The 22,560-nt window shown below is 69.7% G+C and carries 19 protein-coding genes and 1 pseudogene; 10 read left to right on the top strand and 10 right to left on the bottom strand.

Annotation, left to right across the window (positions count from 1 at the left end):
* The first annotated feature begins 106 nt into the window (after positions 1-106).
* Entirely contained in the window at positions 107-1,828 is a 1,722-nt protein-coding gene (locus FRANCCI3_RS04420) for an IS66 family transposase (RefSeq protein ID WP_237704547.1), read from the top strand.
* A 116-nt stretch (positions 1,829-1,944) separates the two neighbouring features.
* Here FRANCCI3_RS04420 and FRANCCI3_RS04415 read toward each other — a convergent pair whose 3' ends face one another.
* The 4 genes from FRANCCI3_RS04415 to FRANCCI3_RS04400 form a co-directional block, all read right to left on the bottom strand.
* Entirely contained in the window at positions 1,945-2,466 is a 522-nt protein-coding gene (locus FRANCCI3_RS04415; RefSeq protein ID WP_162238917.1) for an antirestriction protein ArdA, read from the bottom strand.
* The gene (locus tag FRANCCI3_RS26660) at positions 2,459-3,439 is read right to left on the bottom strand and encodes a hypothetical protein (protein WP_011435332.1); all 981 of its coding nucleotides are present in this window, start codon (positions 3,437-3,439) and stop codon (positions 2,459-2,461) included. The genes FRANCCI3_RS04415 and FRANCCI3_RS26660 overlap by 8 nt, the downstream gene beginning before the upstream one ends.
* An 83-nt stretch (positions 3,440-3,522) precedes the next feature.
* Positions 3,523-4,638: a site-specific integrase gene (locus FRANCCI3_RS04405; protein ID WP_023842101.1), complete on the bottom strand. Its 1,116-nt coding sequence runs from the start codon at positions 4,636-4,638 to the stop codon at positions 3,523-3,525.
* 287 nt (positions 4,639-4,925) lie between these two features.
* On the bottom strand, positions 4,926-5,288 hold the full coding sequence (locus FRANCCI3_RS04400; protein WP_011435330.1) for an Arm DNA-binding domain-containing protein: 363 nt from the start codon (positions 5,286-5,288) through the stop codon (positions 4,926-4,928).
* 369 nt (positions 5,289-5,657) lie between these two features.
* Here FRANCCI3_RS04400 and fxsT point away from each other — a divergent pair, with 369 nt between their 5' ends.
* The 3 genes from fxsT to FRANCCI3_RS04385 all read left to right on the top strand — a co-directional run bounded on the left by fxsT (position 5,658) and on the right by FRANCCI3_RS04385 (position 10,413).
* A complete protein-coding gene (gene fxsT / locus FRANCCI3_RS23155; protein ID WP_023842100.1) occupies positions 5,658-8,435 on the top strand; it encodes an FxSxx-COOH system tetratricopeptide repeat protein in 2,778 nt (925 codons plus the stop codon).
* 654 nt (positions 8,436-9,089) lie between these two features.
* Entirely contained in the window at positions 9,090-9,410 is a 321-nt protein-coding gene (locus FRANCCI3_RS04390; protein ID WP_011435328.1) for a putative quinol monooxygenase, read from the top strand.
* A gap of 130 nt (positions 9,411-9,540) precedes the next feature.
* Positions 9,541-10,413, top strand: coding sequence for an NAD(P)-dependent oxidoreductase (locus tag FRANCCI3_RS04385; RefSeq protein ID WP_011435327.1), 873 nt, complete (start codon positions 9,541-9,543; stop codon positions 10,411-10,413).
* A 132-nt stretch (positions 10,414-10,545) separates the two neighbouring features.
* On the opposite strand, the gene FRANCCI3_RS27255 is transcribed toward FRANCCI3_RS04385, so the two are convergent.
* Entirely contained in the window at positions 10,546-11,115 is a 570-nt protein-coding gene (locus FRANCCI3_RS27255) for a hypothetical protein (protein ID WP_011435326.1), read from the bottom strand.
* A gap of 896 nt (positions 11,116-12,011) precedes the next feature.
* Here FRANCCI3_RS27255 and murI point away from each other — a divergent pair.
* From murI to rdgB, 4 genes are all read left to right on the top strand, one after another.
* Positions 12,012-12,914 (top strand): glutamate racemase, encoded by a 903-nt coding sequence (murI, locus tag FRANCCI3_RS04375; RefSeq protein WP_011435325.1) that lies wholly within the window; start codon positions 12,012-12,014, stop codon positions 12,912-12,914.
* Positions 12,911-13,660: an MBL fold metallo-hydrolase gene (locus FRANCCI3_RS04370; protein WP_023842098.1), complete on the top strand. Its 750-nt coding sequence runs from the start codon at positions 12,911-12,913 to the stop codon at positions 13,658-13,660. The genes murI and FRANCCI3_RS04370 overlap by 4 nt, the downstream gene beginning before the upstream one ends.
* Positions 13,661-13,739: 79 nt before the next feature.
* Positions 13,740-14,483: a ribonuclease PH gene (rph, locus tag FRANCCI3_RS04365; protein WP_011435323.1), complete on the top strand. Its 744-nt coding sequence runs from the start codon at positions 13,740-13,742 to the stop codon at positions 14,481-14,483.
* Complete coding sequence (rdgB, locus tag FRANCCI3_RS04360) at positions 14,480-15,142, top strand: RdgB/HAM1 family non-canonical purine NTP pyrophosphatase (protein ID WP_011435322.1); 663 nt, start codon at positions 14,480-14,482, stop codon at positions 15,140-15,142. The genes rph and rdgB overlap by 4 nt, the downstream gene beginning before the upstream one ends.
* 266 nt (positions 15,143-15,408) lie before the next feature.
* On the opposite strand, the gene FRANCCI3_RS04355 is transcribed toward rdgB, so the two are convergent.
* The 5 genes from FRANCCI3_RS04355 to clpS all read right to left on the bottom strand — a co-directional run bounded on the left by FRANCCI3_RS04355 (position 15,409) and on the right by clpS (position 18,475).
* Positions 15,409-16,356 carry a PLP-dependent cysteine synthase family protein gene (locus tag FRANCCI3_RS04355; protein ID WP_011435321.1) on the bottom strand — a complete coding sequence of 316 codons (948 nt, stop codon included), beginning with the start codon at positions 16,354-16,356 and terminating at the stop codon, positions 15,409-15,411.
* A 22-nt stretch (positions 16,357-16,378) separates the two neighbouring features.
* The gene (locus FRANCCI3_RS04350; RefSeq protein ID WP_011435320.1) at positions 16,379-16,753 is read right to left on the bottom strand and encodes a MoaD/ThiS family protein; all 375 of its coding nucleotides are present in this window, start codon (positions 16,751-16,753) and stop codon (positions 16,379-16,381) included.
* Between the two features lie 240 nt (positions 16,754-16,993).
* Complete coding sequence (locus FRANCCI3_RS04345; RefSeq protein WP_011435319.1) at positions 16,994-17,398, bottom strand: Mov34/MPN/PAD-1 family protein; 405 nt, start codon at positions 17,396-17,398, stop codon at positions 16,994-16,996.
* A 52-nt stretch (positions 17,399-17,450) separates the two neighbouring features.
* Positions 17,451-17,987 carry a DUF2017 domain-containing protein gene (locus tag FRANCCI3_RS04340; RefSeq protein WP_232235102.1) on the bottom strand — a complete coding sequence of 179 codons (537 nt, stop codon included), beginning with the start codon at positions 17,985-17,987 and terminating at the stop codon, positions 17,451-17,453.
* 197 nt (positions 17,988-18,184) lie between these two features.
* Positions 18,185-18,475, bottom strand: coding sequence for an ATP-dependent Clp protease adapter ClpS (gene clpS, locus FRANCCI3_RS04335; RefSeq protein WP_023841213.1), 291 nt, complete (start codon positions 18,473-18,475; stop codon positions 18,185-18,187).
* 258 nt (positions 18,476-18,733) lie between these two features.
* Between clpS and FRANCCI3_RS04330 the strand changes: the two genes are divergently transcribed.
* Together FRANCCI3_RS04330 and FRANCCI3_RS04325 are read left to right on the top strand one after the other, a co-directional pair.
* Positions 18,734-21,019 (top strand): molybdopterin oxidoreductase family protein, encoded by a 2,286-nt coding sequence (locus tag FRANCCI3_RS04330; RefSeq protein ID WP_011435316.1) that lies wholly within the window; start codon positions 18,734-18,736, stop codon positions 21,017-21,019.
* Positions 21,019-22,515, top strand: a pseudogene (locus FRANCCI3_RS04325) (FAD-dependent oxidoreductase); the annotation flags it as partial. The gene FRANCCI3_RS04330 and the pseudogene FRANCCI3_RS04325, both read left to right, overlap by 1 nt.
* Positions 22,516-22,560: the final 45 nt, after the last annotated feature.

Below are 22,560 nucleotides of genomic sequence, written 5' to 3'. Positions count from 1 at the left end.
GGAAGTCCCGTTGTTGATCTTTTGGGGTGACGGCCTTCGGGGCTGGGTGTGGCCTGATGGTCGTGGTGGGTGATGTTCTGCCGGTCGGGGTGGTTTGCTGCGGTGCGTGACGGTTGTCGAGTCGGGGGCGGGCGCTGCCGCGAGCGGTGAGGTTGCCGAGGGCGCGGCGCTGCTGGCGGAGAACGCCTGGCTGCGGGCCCGGGTCGCGGAGCTGTTGACGGACATCGCCGGGCTGGTCGCGCGGGAGGCGACGCGTGAGGCCGAGGTGGTGGAGCTGCGTCTCCAGCTCGAGGCGTTGCAGGCGGAGCTGGCGACGTTGCGGCGGATGCTGTTCGGCCGGTCGTCGGAACGGGAGTGCGGCGGGTCGCCGGCCGTGGGTTCGCCGGATGGCGGGGACGGTTGTGGCGACGGGGCGCGGGGCGAGGCCGCCGGGTCGGCAGGCCGGCGGCGGGGGCCGGGCGCGCGCTCGGGCCGGCGGAGCTACGACCATCTGTCCCGCGACGAGGTCGACTGCGACTTCGAGGGCGGGGGCTATGGCTGCCTGTCGTGTGGGCAGCCGTTCACGCCGTGGGGCGAGCATGTCGTCGAGCAGCTCGACTGGCTGGTGACGGTGCGGGTTCGGGTGTCGAGGCGGCGCCGGTATCGGCGGGGCTGCCGCTGTGGCGGGTCGTTGACGGTGACCGCGCCGGGACCGTCGAAGGCGATCGGGAAGGGCCTGTTCACGCACCGGTTCCTCGCGATGCTGATCGTGGAGCGCTATGTCGCGGGCCGTTCGCAGAACTCGCTGGTCACCGGGTTGGCCCGGCACGGCGCCCAGCTCTCGCCGGCGACGCTGACCGGGGCGTGCGCCCAGGTCGCGGGCCTGCTCGCCCCACTCGCCGAGCAGATCGTCGGGCGGTCGCGGGGGTCGTGGCACCTGCACGCCGACGAGACGACCTGGCGGGTGTTCACCCCGACCGGCGGCGGCGGGCCGGCCCGCTGGTGGCTGTGGGTGTTCCTGGGGCCGGACAGCGTCTGTTTCGTGATGGACGCGACCCGCTCGACGGCGGTGCTCGCCGAACACGTCGGCCTCGACCCGGACAGCGGCCAGCTGACCGACGACGCCGACGGCGGACCGCGCCGCCTCGTGCTGTCGTCGGACTTCTACACCGTGTACGTCTCCGCCGGCCGCCGCGCCGATGGCCTGGTCAACCTGTACTGCTGGGCGCACGCGCGGCGGTACTTCGTGCGGGCCGGCGACGCGAACCCCGCCCAGCTCGGGATCTGGGCCCGCCAGTGGGTCGAGCGGATCCGCGCGCTCTACACCGCGCACGGCGAGCTCGCCGCCGCCTGGCACACCGCCGCCGCGGCCCCGTCGCCGGCCACCGAGAAGCGGCTCGCCGCCGCGTACGCCGGCTGGGACACCGCGATCACCGTGATCGACACGGTTCGCCGCGAGCAGACGGCCTCGCCCGGCCTGCAGGAACCCGCGCGCAAGGCGCTCGCGACCCTGGACCGGGAATGGGACGGGCTGGTCGCCCACCGCGACTACCCCATGATCGGCATGGACAACAACCCGGCGGAAAGGGCGATCAGGGGCCCGGTCGTGACCCGGCGCAACGCCGGCGGCTCCCGCACCGAGGACACCGCCCGCCACGCCGCCACGATCTTCACGGTCACCGCGACCGCCGCGATGCACAACCTGAACCTGCTGACCTACCTGGAGAACTACCTCGACGCCTGCGGCCGGGCCGGCGGCAAGCCGCCGACCGGCGCCGACCTCGACCGGTTCCTGCCCTGGGCCGCCAGCCCCGAGGACCTCACCACCTGGCAACAGCCTCCCGGCTGACCCCGACCCCCGAGACCCCAGCGGAGTGCCCCACGGTCACGCCGCCCACGATCATGCCCCAACGGGATTTCCGAATACGTACATGTCGACAGCGCTAAATTTAGCCGTCGATCACGCTACGATACGCTGAACACCCACACTCCACCTTCCGGCGTATCTGCAACGTGCAGATCGCACGCTATGTCCTCGGCGTACTGCTCCACATCGACACTGACATAGTGCCGTATGTCTTCCGGCAGGTCGTCAAGGAACCGGTAGAAGTCAATGTTCTGCAGGTAGTCCTCGGCATAGTCCGTGAGCGAGCCCCACTCACCGCGGTAGAATTCCTCGAACCGATCCACCAGCTCATCGTCTGCCCGGCCCAGGTGCGCCACCCATGCGCCGAACGCCAGGCCGTGTTCCGCGATACCTTTGGCGACCTTGCTCAGGTCTTGCAGCGACGGCCACTCGCCCAGCGTGGACGTGACGTCGTCCTCGAAGCCCTCGTAGTCGTGGATAGCCCACTCTTCGGCCGCCTCACCGTGCTGCCGGGCCGGCGAGGTTGCCAAGATACGGTCCACGGCCGCTTGCAGATCTTCGGTGTCCCGATCGGCGGCGACCCAGCGGCCGTGTAGGTAGCCGTTACTGTAGTCAGCCAAGCTGGCCACATAGACTCGCGGTCCGTCGCCAGTGTGCGTCGTCGCCGTCAGCCTCGTCAGCCAGCGGCACCACCTCACCGTCCCGCCAGACACCCGGCTTGGCCGGTTCGTAGCCGGTGCCATCGACGACAGGGCAGAGCGGTTCGCCGTCTTGGTGCGTCCAGGTGGATCGATCGAGCCCGTTTGCCTGCTCAACGATCGGCTCTTCGCATGCCAGACAGGCATAGCCGACCCGTTCATGGCGAGCATCCAGGCCACGTCGTTCTAGGTCAACAAGTGAGTCTTCGTAGGTGCCGTACTCCCGGAGGATGGCCTGCCACCGCTGGTCGAGTGCTTCGCCGTTGGCCGTCTCCCAGACGTAACGGAAGCCCTGCTCGTCCTGGGAGATGATCGTGCCGCCGCCGGTGCCGTGATCGACGATCAGGCCGAACCAGCCCAGCTCATCTGCGCGGCCGACCTCCTCGTCCGGCGGTTCGCCGAACAGTTCGTCCAGCCGGTCCGGGTTTAGAGCATGATCTTTCCCGGGCGCCTCGTTGGCTTCGGCCAGTTCCGGTGCGATGGCGATCCCGCCGAGCATGCGCGCCCGTTCCCGGGTGGCGTCGATGCGGTCCAGGATGGCGGCGTGCTCGGTCCAGCCTCTCACTGGTCCCTTGTCCGGCCGAGCCTGGCAGTAGGCCCGAAGCGCTTCGACCCAGGAGGCGACCTCCGGCGTGTGGGATTCGAGGTCTTCGTACAGCTCGTGGTAGACAGTGTCCTCGATGATGTTGCCGGTGCTGGCCAGACTGTAGAGGGCGCTGACCTGACCGCCGTGCAGCTGTCCGGCGATGTAGCGCGCGGTGCGGTCGTCGATGGGCCGCTCCTCTTGGGCGGCGGCCTCAATGCCTTGCTTGATCAGGCGTTCGTCGTGCGACAGCTCGGCGGGTAGAACGTCTGCCTGGTTGATGATCCTTTCGTGAGATGGTGCGTGTTCCATGGGTATGGTTCCTGCTTACATAATCTTGATGGGTATGACCAAGAAGCCCGGCCACCAGGAAGGCGGCCGGTCTTCTGACACGGTCACGAGGGTTCAGCTGATCGCCGGTTGCGGCGGATGCCACGCTTGCGCAGCAGCGTCTTGACCGCCGTGAGACTGATCGAGTACCTGGCCGCCAAGGCGCGAGCGGTGCTGCCGGCCAGGTACAGGCTGATCAAGGTCTCGATGTCCGAGGCCGGGAGGCGGTCAACGATGGCGTGTCGTCGGGGCACCTGACCGGAACCTGTGAGGCCCGGAAGCTCCTGTGTCTCCCCCTGACCAGGGGTTTCAGCTACGACGGCCCAGACGGTTTGAAGATCGGTCAGTACCTCTGGCGTGTTCGAGTAGCGCCCAAGGAGGTGCACCCGTTGAACGGCAGCGTTCTCGCAGGTCAGATGCTCGCCCACCGTTCCTCCTCTGATCGTTTGGGCCCGTTTGGTCACAGATTGGTCACGACCGGGCCGTGACCGAAGTGGACGGACGAGGAGTCCGCGGGCCGGTGGCCGGGCAGTCTGACGCAGGCGCACCCGGTTCCGCATCGTCATCACCCAGGCCATCGGAGTCGTCCGAGTCGGTCGCGTCGCCACCGCCGTCGGGCCGGTCCGCCTGGTCCTCGTCGGCCTGCCCGCCAGTGCCGAGGATGAGCCCGGCGACGACTTCCGCGGCATCGGAGTGCATGCCGGGCAGAACGTGGCTGTAGATCTCCAGGTGATCGTGATGCTGGCGTGCCCCAGCCGCTCGGAGACGACCTTGGGATGCACGTTGCTCGCGAGCGCGAGGGTTGCCCAGGTGTGCCGCAGGTTGTGCAGCCGGATGACCGGCAGGCCGAGGCGCCTCACCCGCCGGAGGAACGCGCGGGAGTTCCGTTCCGGGTGCATGGCCCGGCCGTCCCAGTGGGTGAAGACAAGATCGGCCTCTGGCTCCCTGCCGAGCAACGCCAGCTCCTTCAGCTTGCTCTCGCGCAGGTCACGCAGCGCCGTTACGGTGGCCGTGTCCAGGGCGATGACCCGCGTGCCGCGTACGGTCTTCGGGTCGCTGAACACCGGCACCCGGCCGGTGTCAGACGTGGTGACGTTGACGAGCGTCCGGCGGATCGAGATGCGCCCCGCGTCCAGATCCACCGCCGACCAGGCGAGCCCCAGCGCCTCACCTCGCCGCACGCCGGTGGTGGCGAGGTGAGGCGCTGGGCGTAGGTCGGTTCGTCGCGGGTGGCGTCGAGGAAGGTCCGGAGTTCGGCGTTCGTCCAGGTGCGGATCTTCGTGTGCCGCTCGGCCTGGGCCTTCCGCTGCGGCGGCTTGGTCCGGTCCGCCGGGTTGCGTGGGATCAGGTCCCATTCGACTGCCGTCTTCAGCGCATCCCGAAGGATCGTGTGGATGTAGAGCACGGTCCGCGGCGACAGTCCGTGCCCCCGGGCATGGTCAGCCCGGCCAGCCCGGAGCAACTCGGCCTAGAGGGCTTGCAGGGTAGCCGTGTCAAGGAGCTGGAGCCGCACCCCGCCGAGCCGGGACAGGACATGCAGCCGCAGGTTCCGCCGGCATGACGCCAGGGTCGACGGCCGCAGCTCACCTTCCACTGCCGGGAGCCAGCGCGTCTCGATGAACTCCCGAACGGTCAGCCGGGACGGCTCGACGTACGTGCCGGCCGCGAGCTTGCCGAGAAACCCCGTCAGCGCCGCCTGTGCCGCCTTCTTGGTCGCGAACCCACGCCGTCTCGCCTGCCGACGCGGCCCACCCGCTGCGGTGATGTCGACGACGAAGAACCACCTGCCGGAAGCGTCCTTCCGGACGCTGCCCTGACGGCCGGCACTCACGAGGCCGCCCGGTGATCTCGCCCTCGAGGGCGGACTCCAGCACGACCTTCGTCAGCTGCTGGAGCAGGCCACCCTCGCCGGACAGCCGCACCCCCTGCTCACGGGCCTGGGTCACCAGCTGCGCGACCAACGCGGGATCGATCCCCGCTGGCGCAGCCTTCGCCTTCGACGCGCGGGGCCGTCCAGCGGCCGACTCCTCCAGGGACACCACAGCAGTGTCCGCTGCGTCTGTGGTGATCGTCATCAGGTGTCACTCCTTGATCGGGGTTACACCGTTGTTCTTACACACCCCGGGTGTCAGCCCGTTCGGCTGTCCGGTACGCGCCTGGGTTGTGACGATCCGTGGCTACTGTGGCAGGCTGTGCGGCTATGGGCACGAGGGTCCCGGCGTCAGGCGGCGGCGCGGTGCAGGGTGCGGCAAGGTCGCCATCGTCGGGGGTGGATTTCTTCGTCTCCTACACCGGGGCCGATCAGGGATGGGCGGAGTGGATCGCCTGGGTGTTGGAGGACGCCGGCTACCGGGTGCGGATCCAGACCTGGGACTTCAACGCGGGTAGTCATTTCGTCACCGAGATGCATCAGGCGGCACAGGTCGCGGCCCGCACGATCGCGGTGCTGTCGACGGCGTACCTGTCCTCGGCGTTCGCGGAGGCGGAGTGGCAGGCCGCCTGGGCCGCCGACCCGTCCGGGCGGGCGCGCAAGCTGCTGGTGTTCCGAGTGGAGGAATGTGATCGGCCCGGGCTGCTGGGTCAGCTGGTCAGCGTGGACCTGTTCGGCCTCGACCGGGACATCGCGGCCGGGCGGCTGGTGGCCGCGGCACGTGGGGAGCGGAGTAAGCCGGCGGTGGAGCCGGTCTTTCCCGGCGGGCCCGCCCAACCGATGGTCACCGCGACGGGGATGGAGCCGACGTTCCCCGGGCGGCTGCCCGATGTGTGGAACGTGCCGAGTCGCAACCGGCATTTCACCGGCCGCCAGTCCCAGCTCGACCAGATCCGCACCGAGCTGGGGTCGGGGCCGGTGGCGGTGACCACCCTGCACGGCATGGGCGGGGTGGGCAAGACCCAGTTGGCCGTCGAGTACGCCCATCGGCACGCCGCCGAGTACACATTGGTCTGGTGGATCGACGCGGAACAGACCCTCCTGGTCGGCGAGAAGTTCGCCGCGCTCGCGGGCCCGCTGGGTCTGTCGACCGATGGAGCGGTATCCGACATCGCGGCCATCGTGCTCGCAGCCCTAGGCCGTCGGGTGGGGTGGCTGGTGGTGTTCGACAACGCCGAGGATCCCGTCGCCTTGCGGGACTGGCTGCCAAGCGGACCGGGCCATGTGCTGATCACGTCCCGGAATCCGGGCTGGGAGGCACTCGCCGCTGCGGTCGACGTGGACGTGTTTGAACGGGCTGAGGCGGTGGCGTTCCTGACCCGCCGTCTTCCCGGCCTGAACGCGGCGGTAGCCGACGCGCTGGCTGCCGAGTTGGGTGACCTGCCTCTGGCGTTGGCGCAGGCCGCCGGCTACCTCACCACGACCCGGACGGATCCGGCCAGTTACCTTGCGAAGTTCCGTACCCGGCGTACGACGCTGCTGGGCAAAGGGGGCGATCCCCTCTATGCCGGCACCATCGCCACCGCTTGGTCCATGGCTCTGGAACGGCTGCGGGCCGACGCCCCGGCCACCGTGCAGCTGCTGACGCTGTGCGCGCTGCTGGCTCCCGAACCGATCCCGTTGGCCCTGTTCGATGACCATCCCGATCTTCTCGACGGCCCGTTGGCGCAGGCGTGCGCCGGTACCCATCCCCGGCTCGACCTCGACGATGTGGTCGGTGACGCGCTGGCCTACTCCCTGGCCCGCCGGAGCGGGAACACGATTCAGCTGCACCGCCTCGTCGGGGCAGTCATCGCCGGTCAGCTGCCCGAGGAACGTCGCGACGTCCTGCGCGGCGTGGTGGTGGCCCTGGTGGAGGCCGCACTGCCGGATGAACCCCACCGGTCCGGGACGTGGCCTGTCTACGCCATGCTGGTCCCCCACGCACGTATCGTGTTCCGTCCGGACCGTCCCGGCGTCCTGAAACTGCTCGAGTATCTCGACGCCAGTGGTGACTACCGGACGGCGAAGATCGTGCAGGAGGACGTCCACAACGACACCGTGGCACGGCTGGGCGCCGAGCATCCCGCGGCTCTGCGTACGCGTGCCGCCGTCGCCAACTGGACCGGGGAGGCGGGGGATCCGGGAGGCGCGCGCGACATGCTCGCGGCGTTGCTGCCCGTCTGCGACCGAGCCCTGGGCGCCGACGACCGGCAGACCCTGCTGGTCGCGGCCCGTCTCGCGGACTGGACCGGGCAGGCCGGCGACTGGCCCGGCGCGCGCGACCTGTGCCTGTCCATCCTGCCCCGGTGGCGACGCGTCGCGGGTGAGGATGATCCGGAGACCCTGTATGTCTGGGCGAATCTCGGGTTCTGGACCGGGCAGGCCGGCGACGTGGCGGGCGCGTGCGCTCACTACGCCGCGTTTCTGCCGATCAGGGAACGGGTGCTGGGACCGGAACACCCGGATGTTCTCGAATCCCGTGACCAGTACGCCCGTTGGATCGGGGAGGCCGGGGATCCCGCGGCCGCGCGCGACCTGTGCTCGGCGCTGCTCACCGTCCATGAGCGGGTGTCCGGCGCGGAGCATCACGGCACGCTGTGGGTCCGCACCAACCTCGCCTGGTGGACCGGCAAGGCGGGTGACCCGGCCGCCGCCCGCGACCAGTACGCACAGTTACTGCCGATCCGTGAGCGGGTCTCGGGTCCCGAGCATCCCGCGACCTTGGTCGCCCGGGGTAACTTCGCCTACTGGGTGGGTCAGGCGGGAGACCCCGCGATGGCCCGTGACCAGTACGCCGCCCTGCTCCTGATCCACCGGCGGGTCCTCGGCCCCGACCATCCGGACACGTTGCTCGACCAGCGCAACCTCGCCCACTGGACCGGGGAGGCGGGGGATCCCGCGGGTGCCCGAGACCAGTTTGCCGCGGTACTGGCGCTGTTCGAACGGGCGTTGGGACCCGAGCACCGCGAGACCGTGGCCGCCCGCACCGAGCTCGCCGTCTGGACGGCCGCCGCACCCGACTGGGCTGCCGCGCCACCCGGATCCGCGACCGCCGGAAGGCCGTAGCCAAGCCCGACGGTCAGGGCTGTCGCGGCCACAAGCGCAGCCGAACGGGACCATGTGAGACGAGATTTCACTCCGCGCCATCCTCGATTCCGCATTGTCGGTCCGACGCCGTATCGAACCGCGAAGAGACCACGCCCGGCGGAGTCGACAGCATACGGCTGGACGTAGACCATGCAAGTCTCCTGAATCATCAGAGCAACAGGGCGCCGACCTTGCCTACATCCCGCCGGAGTGCGGTGCAGCGGCCAGCCGTCAAGGGATTTCCATTCACAGGTCGGTGAACACGAGTCGTCTCGAATTTGAACCACGAGTCGATGGAAGAAATCAGGCTGTGGCCCGCCGGCCGCGAATCGCTAGGCCGGCCGGGAGACCATGCCCGTCATCCACCAGATCCAGCCTTGAAGGAATACCATCGGGTACCGTTCATGACGTCCATATCGTCTTTGGTCGACAGAATCTGCTGTACATCGGCCTCCTGCCTTCAAGGTCCGGATGGCCCGTCCCGGACTACACAAGGCGGCCGATCTCAGGCCGCATCGATGTGGCCGGGCTCTCAGGCCACCATTAGAGTGATCTCCCGGATACGGTGACAGTACGTCGCGAAGCGACAGCGCCCCGCCATGTCCCTGTCGCAACACCCTGAGGAGGAGATCCATGTTCGGTCTGACGGTGCGGTTCGAGGTACGCCCGGACACGGCGGACGCGTTCGACGCGTTGGTGGCCGAGACGGTGCCGCTGATCGCCGCCCACGAACCCGGGACCTTGATCTACACTACCCATCGGGTGGTCGGCGACGACAATGCCCGGCTCTTCTACGAGCTCTACCGCGACCGCGAGGCGTTCGAGGATCATGAGAACCAGCCGCACATCCACCATTTCGTCGCCGAGCGGCAGGATCTGCTCACCGGTCCCCCGCGTATCGAGTTCATCACACTGACCTCGGGCACCGGGCTTCCTACGATGACAGGCGCCTGAGGACCCGGCACCTGCCGGTCCGTTCTTCACCCGCCCTGGGCTGGAGCGGCCGATGCCACTTGGCCCAGCCCAGCCGGGCAGGAAACCCGCGTCGGCGGACCGTCCGCCGACCAGGCCAGGAGGGTGACGCATGAAAATCGGTTTCATCGGACTTGGCGGAATGGGCAGCGCCATGGCGCGCAATCTGATCGACGCCGGCCACACCGTACTGGCCTGGAACCGCTCACCGGATCCCGTCACCGAGCTGGCCGCCGCCGGTGCGGTGCCCGCCAGCATCTCCGAGGCGTTCGCCACCGGAATCGTCCTCAGCATGTTGGCGGACGACCAGGCCGTCACCGACCGCCTGCTCGATCCGCGGGTACTGACCGCCGCGCCGGCCGGAGCACTGCATGTGAATATGGCCACCGTCAGCACCGCGCTGGCGATCCAGGCCCGGCGTGAGCACGCCGAGCACGGGCTGCGCTACCTCGCGGCTCCCGTCTTCGGCCGGACCGACGCCGCCCGCGCCGGCAACCTCACCATCGTGACCAGCGGCGATCCGGACACGATCGCCGAGGTTCAGCCCCTGTTCGACGTCCTCGGCCGGCGAACCTGGACGGTCGGCGATGCGCCGGAGCACGCCAACCTGGTGAAGATCCTGGGTAACTATCTGATCGCCTGCAGCATCGAGGCGATGGCGGAGGCGAGCGCCGTCATCGAGGCCGGCGGGATGAACCCGGCCACGTTCATCGAAGTGCTCACCGACAACCTGTTTACCGGCCCGGTCTTCACCGGCTATGGCCGCATGATCGGAAACCGGGACTACGAGCCCGTCAACTTCCGTCTCCCGCTCGGGTTGAAGGACGTCCAGCTCGCGCTGGCCTCAGGGCTGGAACGGAACGTTCCGCTGCCCTTCGGCGGCGTGCTGCGGGACGCCTTCGTCGACGCGCTGGCGCATGGCCAGACCGACCAGGACTGGGCCGCGGTGACCGAGACGGCCCGCCGGCGCGCCGGGCTCGCCTGATCCACGGTGCCGGGCCGCCACCGCACCGCGCTGCACCGTACCGACCTCAACGACCGTACCGAGCACAGCACGGACGGGATGTGCCCGGCCGGAGGAACGCCGCCCTGGCCGGTCAGTCCCCACTGGGCATCGCTACGGCTGGCGGCTGTCGTCGTGGTGCTTCTCTGGCTCCGCCGGCACCGGGCCGGACTGCGTGGCCCGGTGATGCTGTCCGGTGTCGGCGGACAGCAGGCCGGACATGGATACTCCGGTAAGAGCGGGCGGCGGGAAACCCGCGCCACGGCGGACCGCGGAGCCATACCAGCGGTCGTCGTCGAAACCGCTCTCGTCGTCGCTGCCGTCCGGACCGTCCCCGCCGGCGTAGTCCCAGCTCGACGACCAGTTGTCCGACGAGGACTCGACGGAGGCATCGGATGCGTCCGAACGCGCCCAGTCGAACTCACCACGACCGAACACGAACGAGCCACCCATCGGACGATTCTCCGGTATCGAGCGGTGCACGGACGCCGACGCCGACGCCGACGCCGGGCCGACGACACGCGGGATCACAAGCCAGGCAGTGATGTTGACCCCCACGACAACGAGGATAATGACAATCGGAACCAGATAGCCGTACTCGGGCGGCAGCATGACGGCAAGCGCCGTCAACCCTCCCACCAGGAGGGCGACGCCCGTGGAGATCGCCGCGAGGAGCCGGGCCATGGACATGTTCCTATCGCCGTACGGCCAGCGATGCCCCCGATCGACGTCAACCCGACAAGGCAGAGGACAGTTTGGTGCCGTGTATCCCGCTTACACCGTCCGTCCTCACGCCATGGGACGATCTTGATTGCTCGAAGAGCCACCCGACCGCGACCCTCCGTGCGTGGTCACGTGCTGACGTCCCCTGATCTCCCTGGATGACTGCACGGCCGGACGATGGCAAGACCACCGCGTGACGTCATCGTAGAAGCGCGGGGAGACGTCGGGAACCACGTTGCGTCGATACCCCGGGGACGGCCTGGAGGCGGCCTGGAAGACGACTGGAGACGGACTGGAGGCGGACTGGAGGCGGACTGGAGACGGGCTGGAGACGCCCGGAAGACGCCCGGAGACATCGAGGATGCGACTGGGGTGCCTCGAATCGGGGACGGATGGGAACGACCCGGACACCTCAGCCGCGTCCTCAACATACCTGTTCGATAGCTAGTAGTCACTGATCGATTACAGGCAGTTCTAGCCTACACTCCGTTTGGCGTGCCTGTACCCGTATGGCATACCCACCCGGGCACGGCTCCTCGTGGACGATCGACAGACGGACCACGCATTTCCCGCGATACATCGATGAAAGATCGCGTTCCGGACCAGGCGAAGGTCATCGGATGATCCAGCAGACCGGGACGATCCCCGGATGTCGAGCCGGCCACACCTCGGCCCCTCGCGGCACGCGGACGCCTTCACCTGGGTAAACAACGAGGTATGACGCACAGCGATGCGCCCAGCTCAGCGAGGCGAGATGGTCCTATGTCGGACGCGCGAGGACTGTCCGGGACCGGACAATGGTTCCGTGACAACAGCCACAGGGTGAGCATCGGGTTTCCGGCTTAGTCTGATCGCTCATGAGCGGCGCGCCGATCGGGGTGTTCGACAGCGGGGTGGGCGGTCTGACTGTGGCGCGCGCCATTTTGGACCAGCTTCCGCATGAGCCCCTGATGTATCTCGGGGACACCGCTCGGGCACCCTACGGTCCGCGGCGGATCGCCGAGGTGCGTCGCTACGCCCTCGATGCCCTCGACCGGCTCGTGGACGAGGGCGTGAAGCTGCTGGTCATCGCCTGCAACACGGCAAGTGCCGCCTGTCTGCGCGACGCCCGGGAGCGTTACGACATACCAGTCATCGAAGTGATCATGCCGGCGACCCGCCGAGCGGCCGCGGCGACCCGCAGCGGGCGGGTAGGCGTCATCGGCACGCTGGCGACGATTGCCAGCCGCGCCTACGACGACGCGTTCACCGCCGCCGCGGGCGTGGAGTTGACCGGTGCGGCCTGCCCGGCGTTCGTGGACTTCGTTGAGCGGGGTATCACCTGCGGGCGGCAGTTGCTCGGTCTGACCGAGGCGTACCTCGCACCATTGCAGGAAGCCAACGTGGACACGGTGATACTCGGATGTACACATTACCCACTGCTGACGGGGGTCATCGGCCTCGTGATGGGAGAGGGCGTCACTCTGGTGAGTAGTGCCGAGGAGACGGCCAAGGACACCTACCGGGTACTTGTCCGGCATGGACTCTTCCGCGATCCGGACCTTCCGCCGCCCACCCACCGGTTCCTCACCACGGGTGATCCAACCTTGTTCAGCCGGGTGGGACGCAGGTTCCTCGGCCCCGAACTCGTCGGCGTCGCGGCGGTGTCCCCGCCCGTTCCCGCCGCGCGGGCCACAGTCACGCCTCCAGCCGCATGGGCCGCCCGAACCGGGGCGGACCAGGAACCCTCCTCCCAGCAGAGCCCGGTGGTGCCACGGTGAAACTGACGATCCTCGGCTGTTCAGGCACGTATCCCGGCCCGACGTCGGCCTGTTCGTCCTACCTCGTCGAGTCGGACGACGGGTTCCGGCTCGTCCTCGACGCGGGCAACGGGTCCATGGGCGAACTGCAACGGCACTGCGACCTGCGTGAGATCGACGCGGTGCTGCTCAGCCACCTGCACGGCGACCACTGCCTGGACCTGGTGGCCAACTCCTACGCGCGGCGGTACCACCCGGAGGGCATGCCGCCCAAGCTCCCGGTCTACGGCCCGATCAACACCCAGGAACGGCTGTGCGGAGCGTTCGAGAAATGGCCGGACGACAGCCTGGCCGACATCTACGACTTCCGGACCATCGGCGCCGGCCGCCTGCACATCGGGCCGTTCCGGATCGATCTCACCCGGGTGGCCCATCCGGTGGAGGCCTATGGCATCCGCCTCACCGCCGACGATCGGGTACTGACCTACTCGGGCGACACCGGGGCGTGTGACCGGCTGGTCCGCCTCGCTACCGACAGCGATCTCTTCCTCTGCGAGGCGTCGTTCCTCGATGAGGAGGACAACCCCCCTGACCTGCATCTGACCGGCCGGGAGGCCGGCGAGCACGCCCGGCGAGCCGGCGTGGGTCAGCTCGTGCTCACGCATCTTGTCCCGTGGGGGAACGCCGCCCGTTCCGAGGAGGAGGCGGCTGGCGTCTACGACGGCCCGCTGACCCTCGCGAGCCCCGGCACCGTCTATGAACTCTGAGAGCTCTGGGAGCTCTGACGGACCGCACCTCCGCACCTCGGCGCGCGGCCGGGTCACCCTGGGCCGATAGTGTCGCGACGTGATACGAGCGGATGGCAGGAGACCGGACGAACTCCGGCAGGTGACGATCCTGCGGGGATGGCAGGAGCACGCGGAGGGATCCGCGCTGATCAGTGCGGGCCGGACCAGGGTGCTGTGCGCGGCCTCGGTGACCACGGGGGTCCCGCGCTGGCGCAAGGGCAGCGGCCTGGGCTGGGTGACCGCCGAGTACTCCATGCTTCCACGGGCCACCGACACCCGTAACGATCGCGAGTCCGTGCGCGGCCGCATCTCCGGGCGGACCCATGAGATCTCCCGACTGATTGGCCGCAGCCTGCGTGCCTGCATCGACCTGAAGGCCCTCGGCGAGAACACCATTGCGATCGACTGCGACGTGCTGCTCGCCGACGGCGGCACGCGCACCGCCGCGATCACCGGCGCCTACGTCGCGCTGGTCGACGCCGCCCGCTGGCTCGGCCGGCCCGATGCGATCATCACGAGCGTCAGTGCGGTCAGCGTCGGCGTGGTCAAGGGTGAGGCGATGCTCGACCTGGCCTACAGCGAGGATTCCACCGCGGACACCGACATGAACGTGGTGTGCACCGGGGCGGACGGTTTCGTCGAGGTCCAGGGCACCGCCGAGGGCACCCCGTTCGACCGGACGATGCTCGACAGCCTGCTCGACCTCGCAGTGCGTGGATGCGCTCAGCTCACCGCGATCCAGACCGAGGCGTTGCGCGGCCCGGTCCCGGCGGGGCCTCCCCGCCCGGGAGGTGCTCGATGAGCGCCGAACACCACGGATCGGCCCGGACGACGAAGGTGGTCCTCGCCAGTCGCAACGAGGCGAAGCTCGCGGAGCTGCGCCGCATCCTGGCGGCCAGCGGCCTGGCCGTGGAGCTGGTGGGCCTGCCGCCAGGCGAGGAGGTGCCCGAGACCGGGACGACCTTCGCCGAGAACGCTCTGATCAAGGCGCGGGCGGCGGTCGCGGAGACCGGGCTGCCCGCGGTCGCCGACGACTCCGGGCTCGCCGTCGACGAGCTGGCCGGGATGCCGGGGGTGCGCTCGGCTCGATGGTCGGGCTGGCGCGACGGCACCCGGGTCGAACGGGACACCGCCAACAACACCCTGCTGCTCGCGCAGCTTGACGACGTCCCGGCCGACCGGCGCGGCGCCGCCTTCGTCTGCGCGGCGGCCCTGGTCACCCCGGACGGCGTCGAACGGGTCGCCCACGGCGAGCTACGTGGCACCCTGCTGACCGAACCTCGCGGCGTGGGCGGCTTCGGCTACGACCCACTGTTCCTGGCCGACGGTCAGACCCGGACGAACGCCGAACTGTCCGCGGCGGAGAAGGATGCGATCAGCCACCGCGGCCGAGCCTTCGGCGAACTGGCCCTGGTCCTCGGCGAGGTCCTCGCCGCCCCACCCACCCCCGCCACCGACTGAACCGCCGCATCGCGGCGAAGCCCCGGGGTCCCCGCATTGCGGCGAAGCCGCCAACCACCCCCGACGGCTCCCCCAGGAAGCTCGCCGAAGGCGAGCTGACGGAAACCCCGAACGGCGCCCAAGGCCAGGGGTCCCCGCATTGCGGCGAAGCCGCCAACCACCCCCGACGGCTCCCCCAGGAAGCTCGCCGAAGGCGAGCTGACGGAAACCCCGAACGGCGCCCAAGGCCAGGGGTCCCCGCATTGCGGCGAAGCCGCCATGCGGGGCTAGGCCCACAGCTGCCCTTCCAGGGCGGCTTCGGCTTCTTCGAGGGTGCCGGCGTAGGCGCCGGTGGACAGATACTTCCAGCCACCGTCACAGACGATCAGGACTATATCGGCCGACTTGCCCTCCTTGACCGCCCGCTCGGCCTGCGCAAGCGCCGCGTGCAGGATGGCCCCGGTGGAGATCCCGGCGAAGATGCCCTCCTCCTGCACCAGCTCGCGGGTACGGCGCAGCGCCTCCCGCGGACCGACCGAGTATCGCGAGGTGAGCACCGACGGGTCGTACAGTTCGGGAACGAACCCCTCGTCGATGTTGCGCAGCCCGTACACCAGCTCGCCGTAGCGCGGTTCGGCCGCGACGATCGAGATGTCCGGCACCCGTTCCTTGAGGTAACGACCGGTTCCCATGAGGGTTCCGGTCGTGCCGAGGCCCGCCACGAAGTGCGTGATTTCGGGCAGGTCCTCGAGAATCTCCGGCCCGGTCGTCTCATAGTGCGCCTGGGCGTTCGCCGGATTGCCGTACTGGTAGAGCATCACCCAGTCGGGATTCTCAGCGGCCAGCCGCTTCGCGACGGCGACCGCCTCATTCGATCCGCCGGCGGCGGGCGAGAACCTGATCTCGGCGCCCCACATCTGCAGGAGCTGACGGCGCTCGATCGAGGTGTTCTCCGGCATCACACAGATCAGCCGGTAGCCCCGCTGACGGCAGGCCATGGCCAGCGAGATCCCGGTATTACCGGACGTCGGTTCGAGCACGGTCGCGCCCGGAGTGAGCAGACCGCGCTTCTCGCCGTCGGCGATCATCCACAGCGCCGCCCGGTCCTTGATCGAACCGGTCGGGTTGTCCTGTTCCAGCTTCGCCCACAGCCGGGCATCCGGCGACGGCGACAGTCGCGGAAGCCCGACCAGCGGGGTCCGGCCGACGGAGTCGGCCAGGGAGGAGAAGCGCATGAGTCGGGACCCGTCGCTCGCGTCAGTGCCGCCCGGGCGACATGCCAGGCGACAGCACGGCCAGCCCCTCGCTGCCCGGAACTTCGGCGCTGCCCGGAAACTCCCCGACGTCGACGGAGCCGCCGGCGACGGCGGGAAGGATGGTGACCTCGTCGCCGTCGCTGAGCTTGGCGTCGAGACCGCCGAGGAAACGAACGTCCTCGTCGTTGACGTAGATGTTGACAAAGCGGTGCAGCTCGGAACCGTTGTCACCGGTCACCAGCCGGCCCCGCAGCCCGGCGTACCGGGAGTCGAGATCGAGGAAGAGCGCGGCGACCGTGTCGCCCGTGCCCTCGACCAGCTTCGAACCTCCCGTGTAGGTACGCAGGATCGTCGGCACACGGACCTGGACTGCCATGGTGCTCCTTTCGCGGGTGCCACCGGCCGGGCTCGGCGGTGGCGCCGCCCGGATGGGCGGGGTGTCACGTCAGCGGGTTCTACCTCAGGCGGACAAGCGGACGAGTCGTGGGTGCCAAGGCTCCGCAGTCATCATCTTCCCGGACCGTGTCCACCATCTTCCCGGACCATGTCCCTTCCCGGACCATGTCCGTCGCCGCGTCATCGTCCGTCGCCGCGTCATCTGCAACACCAGGTCGTCTCAGACGATTTCCACCGGCTCCTCGGTGACCACGCCATCGACGATCCGGTAGGACCGGAACTCGGTCACGTCCGGCTCCCGGGTGGAGGCCAGTACGTAGTGCGCGCCCGGCTCGGCCGCGAGGGACACGTCGGTTCTGGACGGGTACGCCTCGGTTGCGGTGTGCGAGTGGTAGATGATGACGGGCTCCTCGTCCCGGTCGTCCATCTCCCGCCACACCTTGAGCTGCTCCATTGGGTCGAAGCGGTAAAAGGTCGGCGAACGCTCCGCGTTCTCCATCGGGATGAACCGCTTCGGCCGGTCCGACCCCAGGGAGCCGGCGACGATGCCACAGGCCTCGTCGGGATGATCTCGACGGGCATGGGCGACGATCGCCTCATAGCAGGCACGGTCGATTCGCAGCACGAGCCCACCGTACGACGCCGAAGGGGCGGTTCGGGTCGGCCTTCGCCCGCGACTACCCCAGAGCTCGGGTCAGATCGTCGAGCAGCTCGGTCAGGAACGCGTAGACCGCGACGAGCGGGCGGCGGGAATCGTCCGGGTCGAGGTGTTCGAGTTCCGCGGTGGAGTCGTCGTCGGTGAGACCGAGGCGGGTTCCCAGCACCAACCGGAGGTCGTTCAGCGTCGTCAGCCAGTCCTGAGCGGCCTCCTCATCGAGCAGGAGCGCCCTCCCAGGCGCCGGCACAGCGGACAGCACCCGCCGAGCGGCGTCACGCTTGCGGGCGAGCAGATCGTCCGTCCGGCGGCGGCGGAAGTCCCCGGAGGCCATCGGATCGTCCGGGTAGGGGTCGGGAAGCAGACGAGCGATCGCCGGATCGTCCGGCGGCGGCGGCGCGGTGTCACGCAACCCCACCAGCGCCTCCAGCGGGTCCTCGACCGGCGGCGGTTCGAGCAGGGACTCGATCTGGCCGACGAGCTCGATCAGCAACGCCGCCTCGAGCCGGGGAAGGCGCAGCTCGATCCCGGCACGCGTGCGGCGGAAGCCGTCAGCCACGTCCCTCCGTTCCCCCACTCCCACGCTCCCGGCGACGGTGCGCCCGGGACGACCGCCCCACATGACCGTCTGAACCGTCCGACCACGGACGCAGCCAGCCTACCCAGGGCATGCCGCACGGGCTGCTCCGGGCGGCAGGGCACCGGTGCGACGGAAAGAGCCCCGGGTCGGGCACCGGTCTCGGGTCACCGGTCGGGTCAGTCCTGGGCGATCGTCGCCCACAGGCCGTAGGCGTGCAGGCGCTCGGCGTCGGCTTCCATCTCCTCCCTGGTGCCGACGGCCACCGAAGCCCGCCCCTTGTGATGGACGTCGAGCATCAGCTTGGTGGCCTTCGGCTTGCTGTAGCCGAAGAGCTTCTGGAAGACATACGTCACGTATGACATCAGGTTGATCGGGTCGTTCCAGACAATGGTGACCCACGGCCGATCGTCATCGAGGGTCTCGTCGACTTCCTCGACATCGAGAGGCGACACGGCGGCGACAGACACGCTGCCTATTGTTACGCCATTCCCACGACAGTTCTCCTCGACGGGTCGTGTGCCGTGGCCGGCAATCACCTCTCAGCAGGCGGCCCAACGCCGGGAGACGACCGAGCGCCGCAGGGTGGCATCGTCGGGGCCGCAGCCGCACATCGGGGGGCCGCACATCGGGGGGCCGGCCAGGATGAGAACCACTTTGCCGCCGCGAAACGGCTCCGACCCGGCCGAGACACCCCCTCGCCGCACGCTCGGTGCGTGACCACGACCATGCCGGTGCCGGCCGCGCCCCTTGCCGAGGCTGCGACACACTGCCCGTACTGCGCCCTGCAGTGCGGAATGATGCTGCGCGCCACCCCGGAGAGCGCCGCCAAGGAAGGCACCGGAAAAGACGACGGCCCGGAACCCGCAGGTGGAAGGTCTCCGGGGCCGGTTACCGTGCTCGCCCGCGAGTTCCCCACCAACCGGGGCCGGATGTGCCAGAAGGGGTGGACCTCCGCCGAGCTGCTGACCGCCGCGGACCGGCTCACCACCCCGCTGATGCGGCCGCGACGCGACGCCCCCCTCGAGCCGGTGAGCTGGGAACGGGCACTCGACCGCATCACCGAGGGGATCATCCGCCTCCAGCGCGAACACGGCCCGGACGCGGTCGGCGTCTTCGGCGGCGGCGGGTTGACCAACGAGAAGGCCTACGCCCTAGGCAAGTTCGCTCGGGTGGCGCTGCGCAGCTCCGCGATCGACTACAACGGCCGGTTCTGCATGTCGTCGGCGGCCGCCGCGGGCATCCGCTCGTTCGGGCTGGACCGGGGCCTGCCCTTCCCACTGGAGGACATCGCGCACGCCGGGGCCGTCATCATGGTCGGCAGCAACGCGGCCGAGACCATGCCCCCGTTCATGCAGTATCTGACCCGCCAGCGGGAGAACGGCGGGGCGCTCGTGGTCGTCGACCCGCGGCTGACGGCCACCGCCCGCGCCGCGGCCCTACATCTGCAGATCACCCCGGGAACTGACCTGGCCCTGGCCAACGGGCTGGCCTACATCGCCCTAACGGAGGGGTACGCCAACCGCGACTTCCTCGCCGCTCGGACGACGGGCCTCGCCGAGCTGCGAGCAGTACTCGCCTCCTACTGGCCCGAACGGGTGGAGCGCATCACCGGAGTGCCGGTGGCAGACCAGTACGCCGCCGTGGACCTGCTCGCCCAGGCCGAACGGGCGATGGTGCTCAGCGCCCGCGGTGCCGAACAACACAGCAAGGGCACCGACACCGTCACGGCGCTCATCAACCTCGCCCTCGTACTGGGGCTGCCCGGCACCCCCGGGTCGGGCTACGGCTGTCTCACCGGCCAGGGCAACGGGCAGGGCGGCCGGGAACACGGGCAGAAGGCCGACCAGCTTCCCGGCTATCGCAAGATCATCGATCCGGTGGCCCGGGAGCACATCGGTCGGATCTGGGGCGTCGACCCGACGACCATCCCCGGTCCGGGCCGCAGCGCCTACGAGATGCTGGACGCGCTCGGCACGCCGCAGGGCCCGAGGGCGCTCCTCATCCTCGGCAGCAACATCGCCGTCTCCGCCCCCCGGGCCGGTCGGATCACCTCGCGGCTGGCCGCCTTGGACCTGCTCGTCGTCGCCGACTTCGTGCTCAGCGAGACGGCGGCCATGGCCGACATCGTCCTGCCGACCGCCCAGTGGGCGGAGGAGGAGGGGACGATGACCAACCTGGAGGGTCGGGTACTGCGGCGGGAACGGCTGCGGCCTCCTCCGGCCGGGGTACGCACCGACCTGGAGATCATCGCGGCGCTCGCCGCCCGACTCGGCCACGCCGAGCGCTTTCCCGGCGAACCACGGGCGGTCTTCGACGAGCTGCGCCGGGCCAGCGCCGGAGGGATCGCCGACTACGCGGGCATCAGCTACGAGCGGATCACCGCATCGGACGGGGTGTTCTGGCCCTGCCCGGACGAGACGCACCCGGGCACCCCCCGGATGTTCCTGGATCGCTTCGCCACCCCGGACGGACGGGCCCGGCTCGTGCCGGTCGAGCACCGTCCGGTGGCGGAGGACATCGACCCCGAGTACCCCTACTACCTGACCACCGGGCGGGTGCTGGCTCATTACCAGAGCGGTGCGCAGACCCGCCGGATCGGACCCCTCGTTGACGCCGCGCCGGAACCCTTCGTCGAGATCCATCCCGACCTCGCCGAACGGCTCGGGATCGCTGAGGGGGCGCCGGTGCGGGTCACGAGCCGACGAGGCACCTGCGAGGTGCCGGCGAGGCTGACCGACACCCTCCGATTCGACACCGTCTTCCTGCCCTTCCACTGGGCCGGGGCCGGACGGGCGAACTCCCTGACCAACGACGCGCTCGACCCGACGTCCCGGATGCCCGAGTTCAAGGTGTGCGCGGTCGCGGTCGAGCCGATCGACGACCCGGACGACAACCCGGACGACGATCGGCATGCCACCGGGTCCGTCCCCACCGCGACGGTCGGGGCTGCCGAACCCGTCCGAGCCATGTTGACGGGCCGCAGCCAACCGAGCGGAAGGCACCAAGGGTGATGACCGCAAGACCCCGAACCATGATGCACGACGCCGCGCCCGCGTCGGACTCCACAGGGGCCTCCGGGCCGCGCCGCGTAGTCATCGTGGGGCATGGGATGGCGGGCTCCCGGATGATCAGCGAGCTTCGTTCCCGAGATCCCAACCTGATCATCACCGTGTTCGGGGAGGAGCCGCATCCCGCCTACAACCGCATCCTGCTGTCGAACGTCCTGGCAGGAAAGGCGGATCTGGCCGACATCACCCTGGTCGACCATGCGGCGTCCGGCGACAGCGGTGACGGCACGCCCCCGCGCGCCCTGGTCGACGTCCGGGCCGGCGTGGTGGCGCACCACATCGACCGTACGCGTCGCACCGTCACGGCCGACGACGGCAGCGTCGTCGCCTACGACGTACTCATCCTCGCCACCGGGAGCCGGGCGTGGCTGCCACCAATCGAGGGACTGACCCGACCGGATGGGACGCTGCTACCCGGAGTGGCGGCGTTCCGCACCCTCGACGACTGCCGGCACATCCTCACCCAGTCCGAACGGGCCACCCGCGCGGTGGTACTCGGCGGCGGCCTACTCGGCCTGGAGGCGGCCCGCGGCCTGGTCCGCCGCGGTCTGGACACGACGGTCCTGCACGCTGCGGGTCACCTGATGAACCGCCAGCTCGACCGGCGGGCCGGACAGGTGCTGGTCCGGACGCTGGCCGGGCTCGGGGTGCGGTCCCGGCTCGAGGCCAGGGTCGTCCGGATCCATGGCGACGAGCGGCTCGCCGGCGTGGAGCTGGCCGGCGACGAGGTGCTCGACGCCGATCTGCTGGTGGTCTCGACCGGCGTCGTGGCGGTGACCGACCTCGCCGCGGCGGCCGGCCTGCCGGTCGAAGCCGGGATCGTGGTGGACGATCAGATGCGCTCCCCCGCCGATCCGGCCGTGTTCGCGGTCGGTGACTGCGCGCAGCACGACGGGACGGTGCAGGGGCTGGTGGCGCCGGCGTGGGACCAGGTCCGGGTGGTGGCCGACGTTGTCACCGCCGCCGACCCCGCCGCGCGCTACAGCGGCGCCCGACCCGTGACCAGGCTCAAGGCGTCGGGAGTGGATCTCGCCACCATGGGCGAGGTCGACGTGGACGAGTTCGACGAGGACGCCGAGGTGCTGCAGTTCGTCGATGTCACCCGGGGCACCTTCAAGAAGCTGGTGATCCGCGGGGACCGACTGGTGGGCGCGATCATGCTCGGTGACAACCCGACGGTGGGGACCGTGACGCAGCTGTTCGACCGGCAGGCTCCGGTGCCGGCCGACCGGCGCAGCCTGCTGTTCCCGACCCGGACCGAGGTCACCGTCACCGACAGTCCGGCGACCCTGCCCGACCGGGTCACCATCTGCCGGTGCAACAACGTGACCAAGGGCGGGATCACCCGCTGCTGGTTGGACGGGGCACGTGACCTGCCGGCGATCGTCACCGGTACCCGGGCGACGACCGGATGCGGCACCTGTCGGGACGCCGTCGCGGGCATCGTCGAGTGGCTGGCCGCGGCCGACCCGGACCCGTCGGCC

This window comes from Frankia casuarinae (assembly GCF_000013345.1).
In the GTDB taxonomy this organism is placed as follows: Bacteria; Actinomycetota; Actinomycetes; order Frankiales; family Frankiaceae; genus Frankia; species Frankia casuarinae.
Note: the sequence above shows the minus strand (reverse complement) of the source record. Positions and strands in the feature narration are given on the sequence as shown.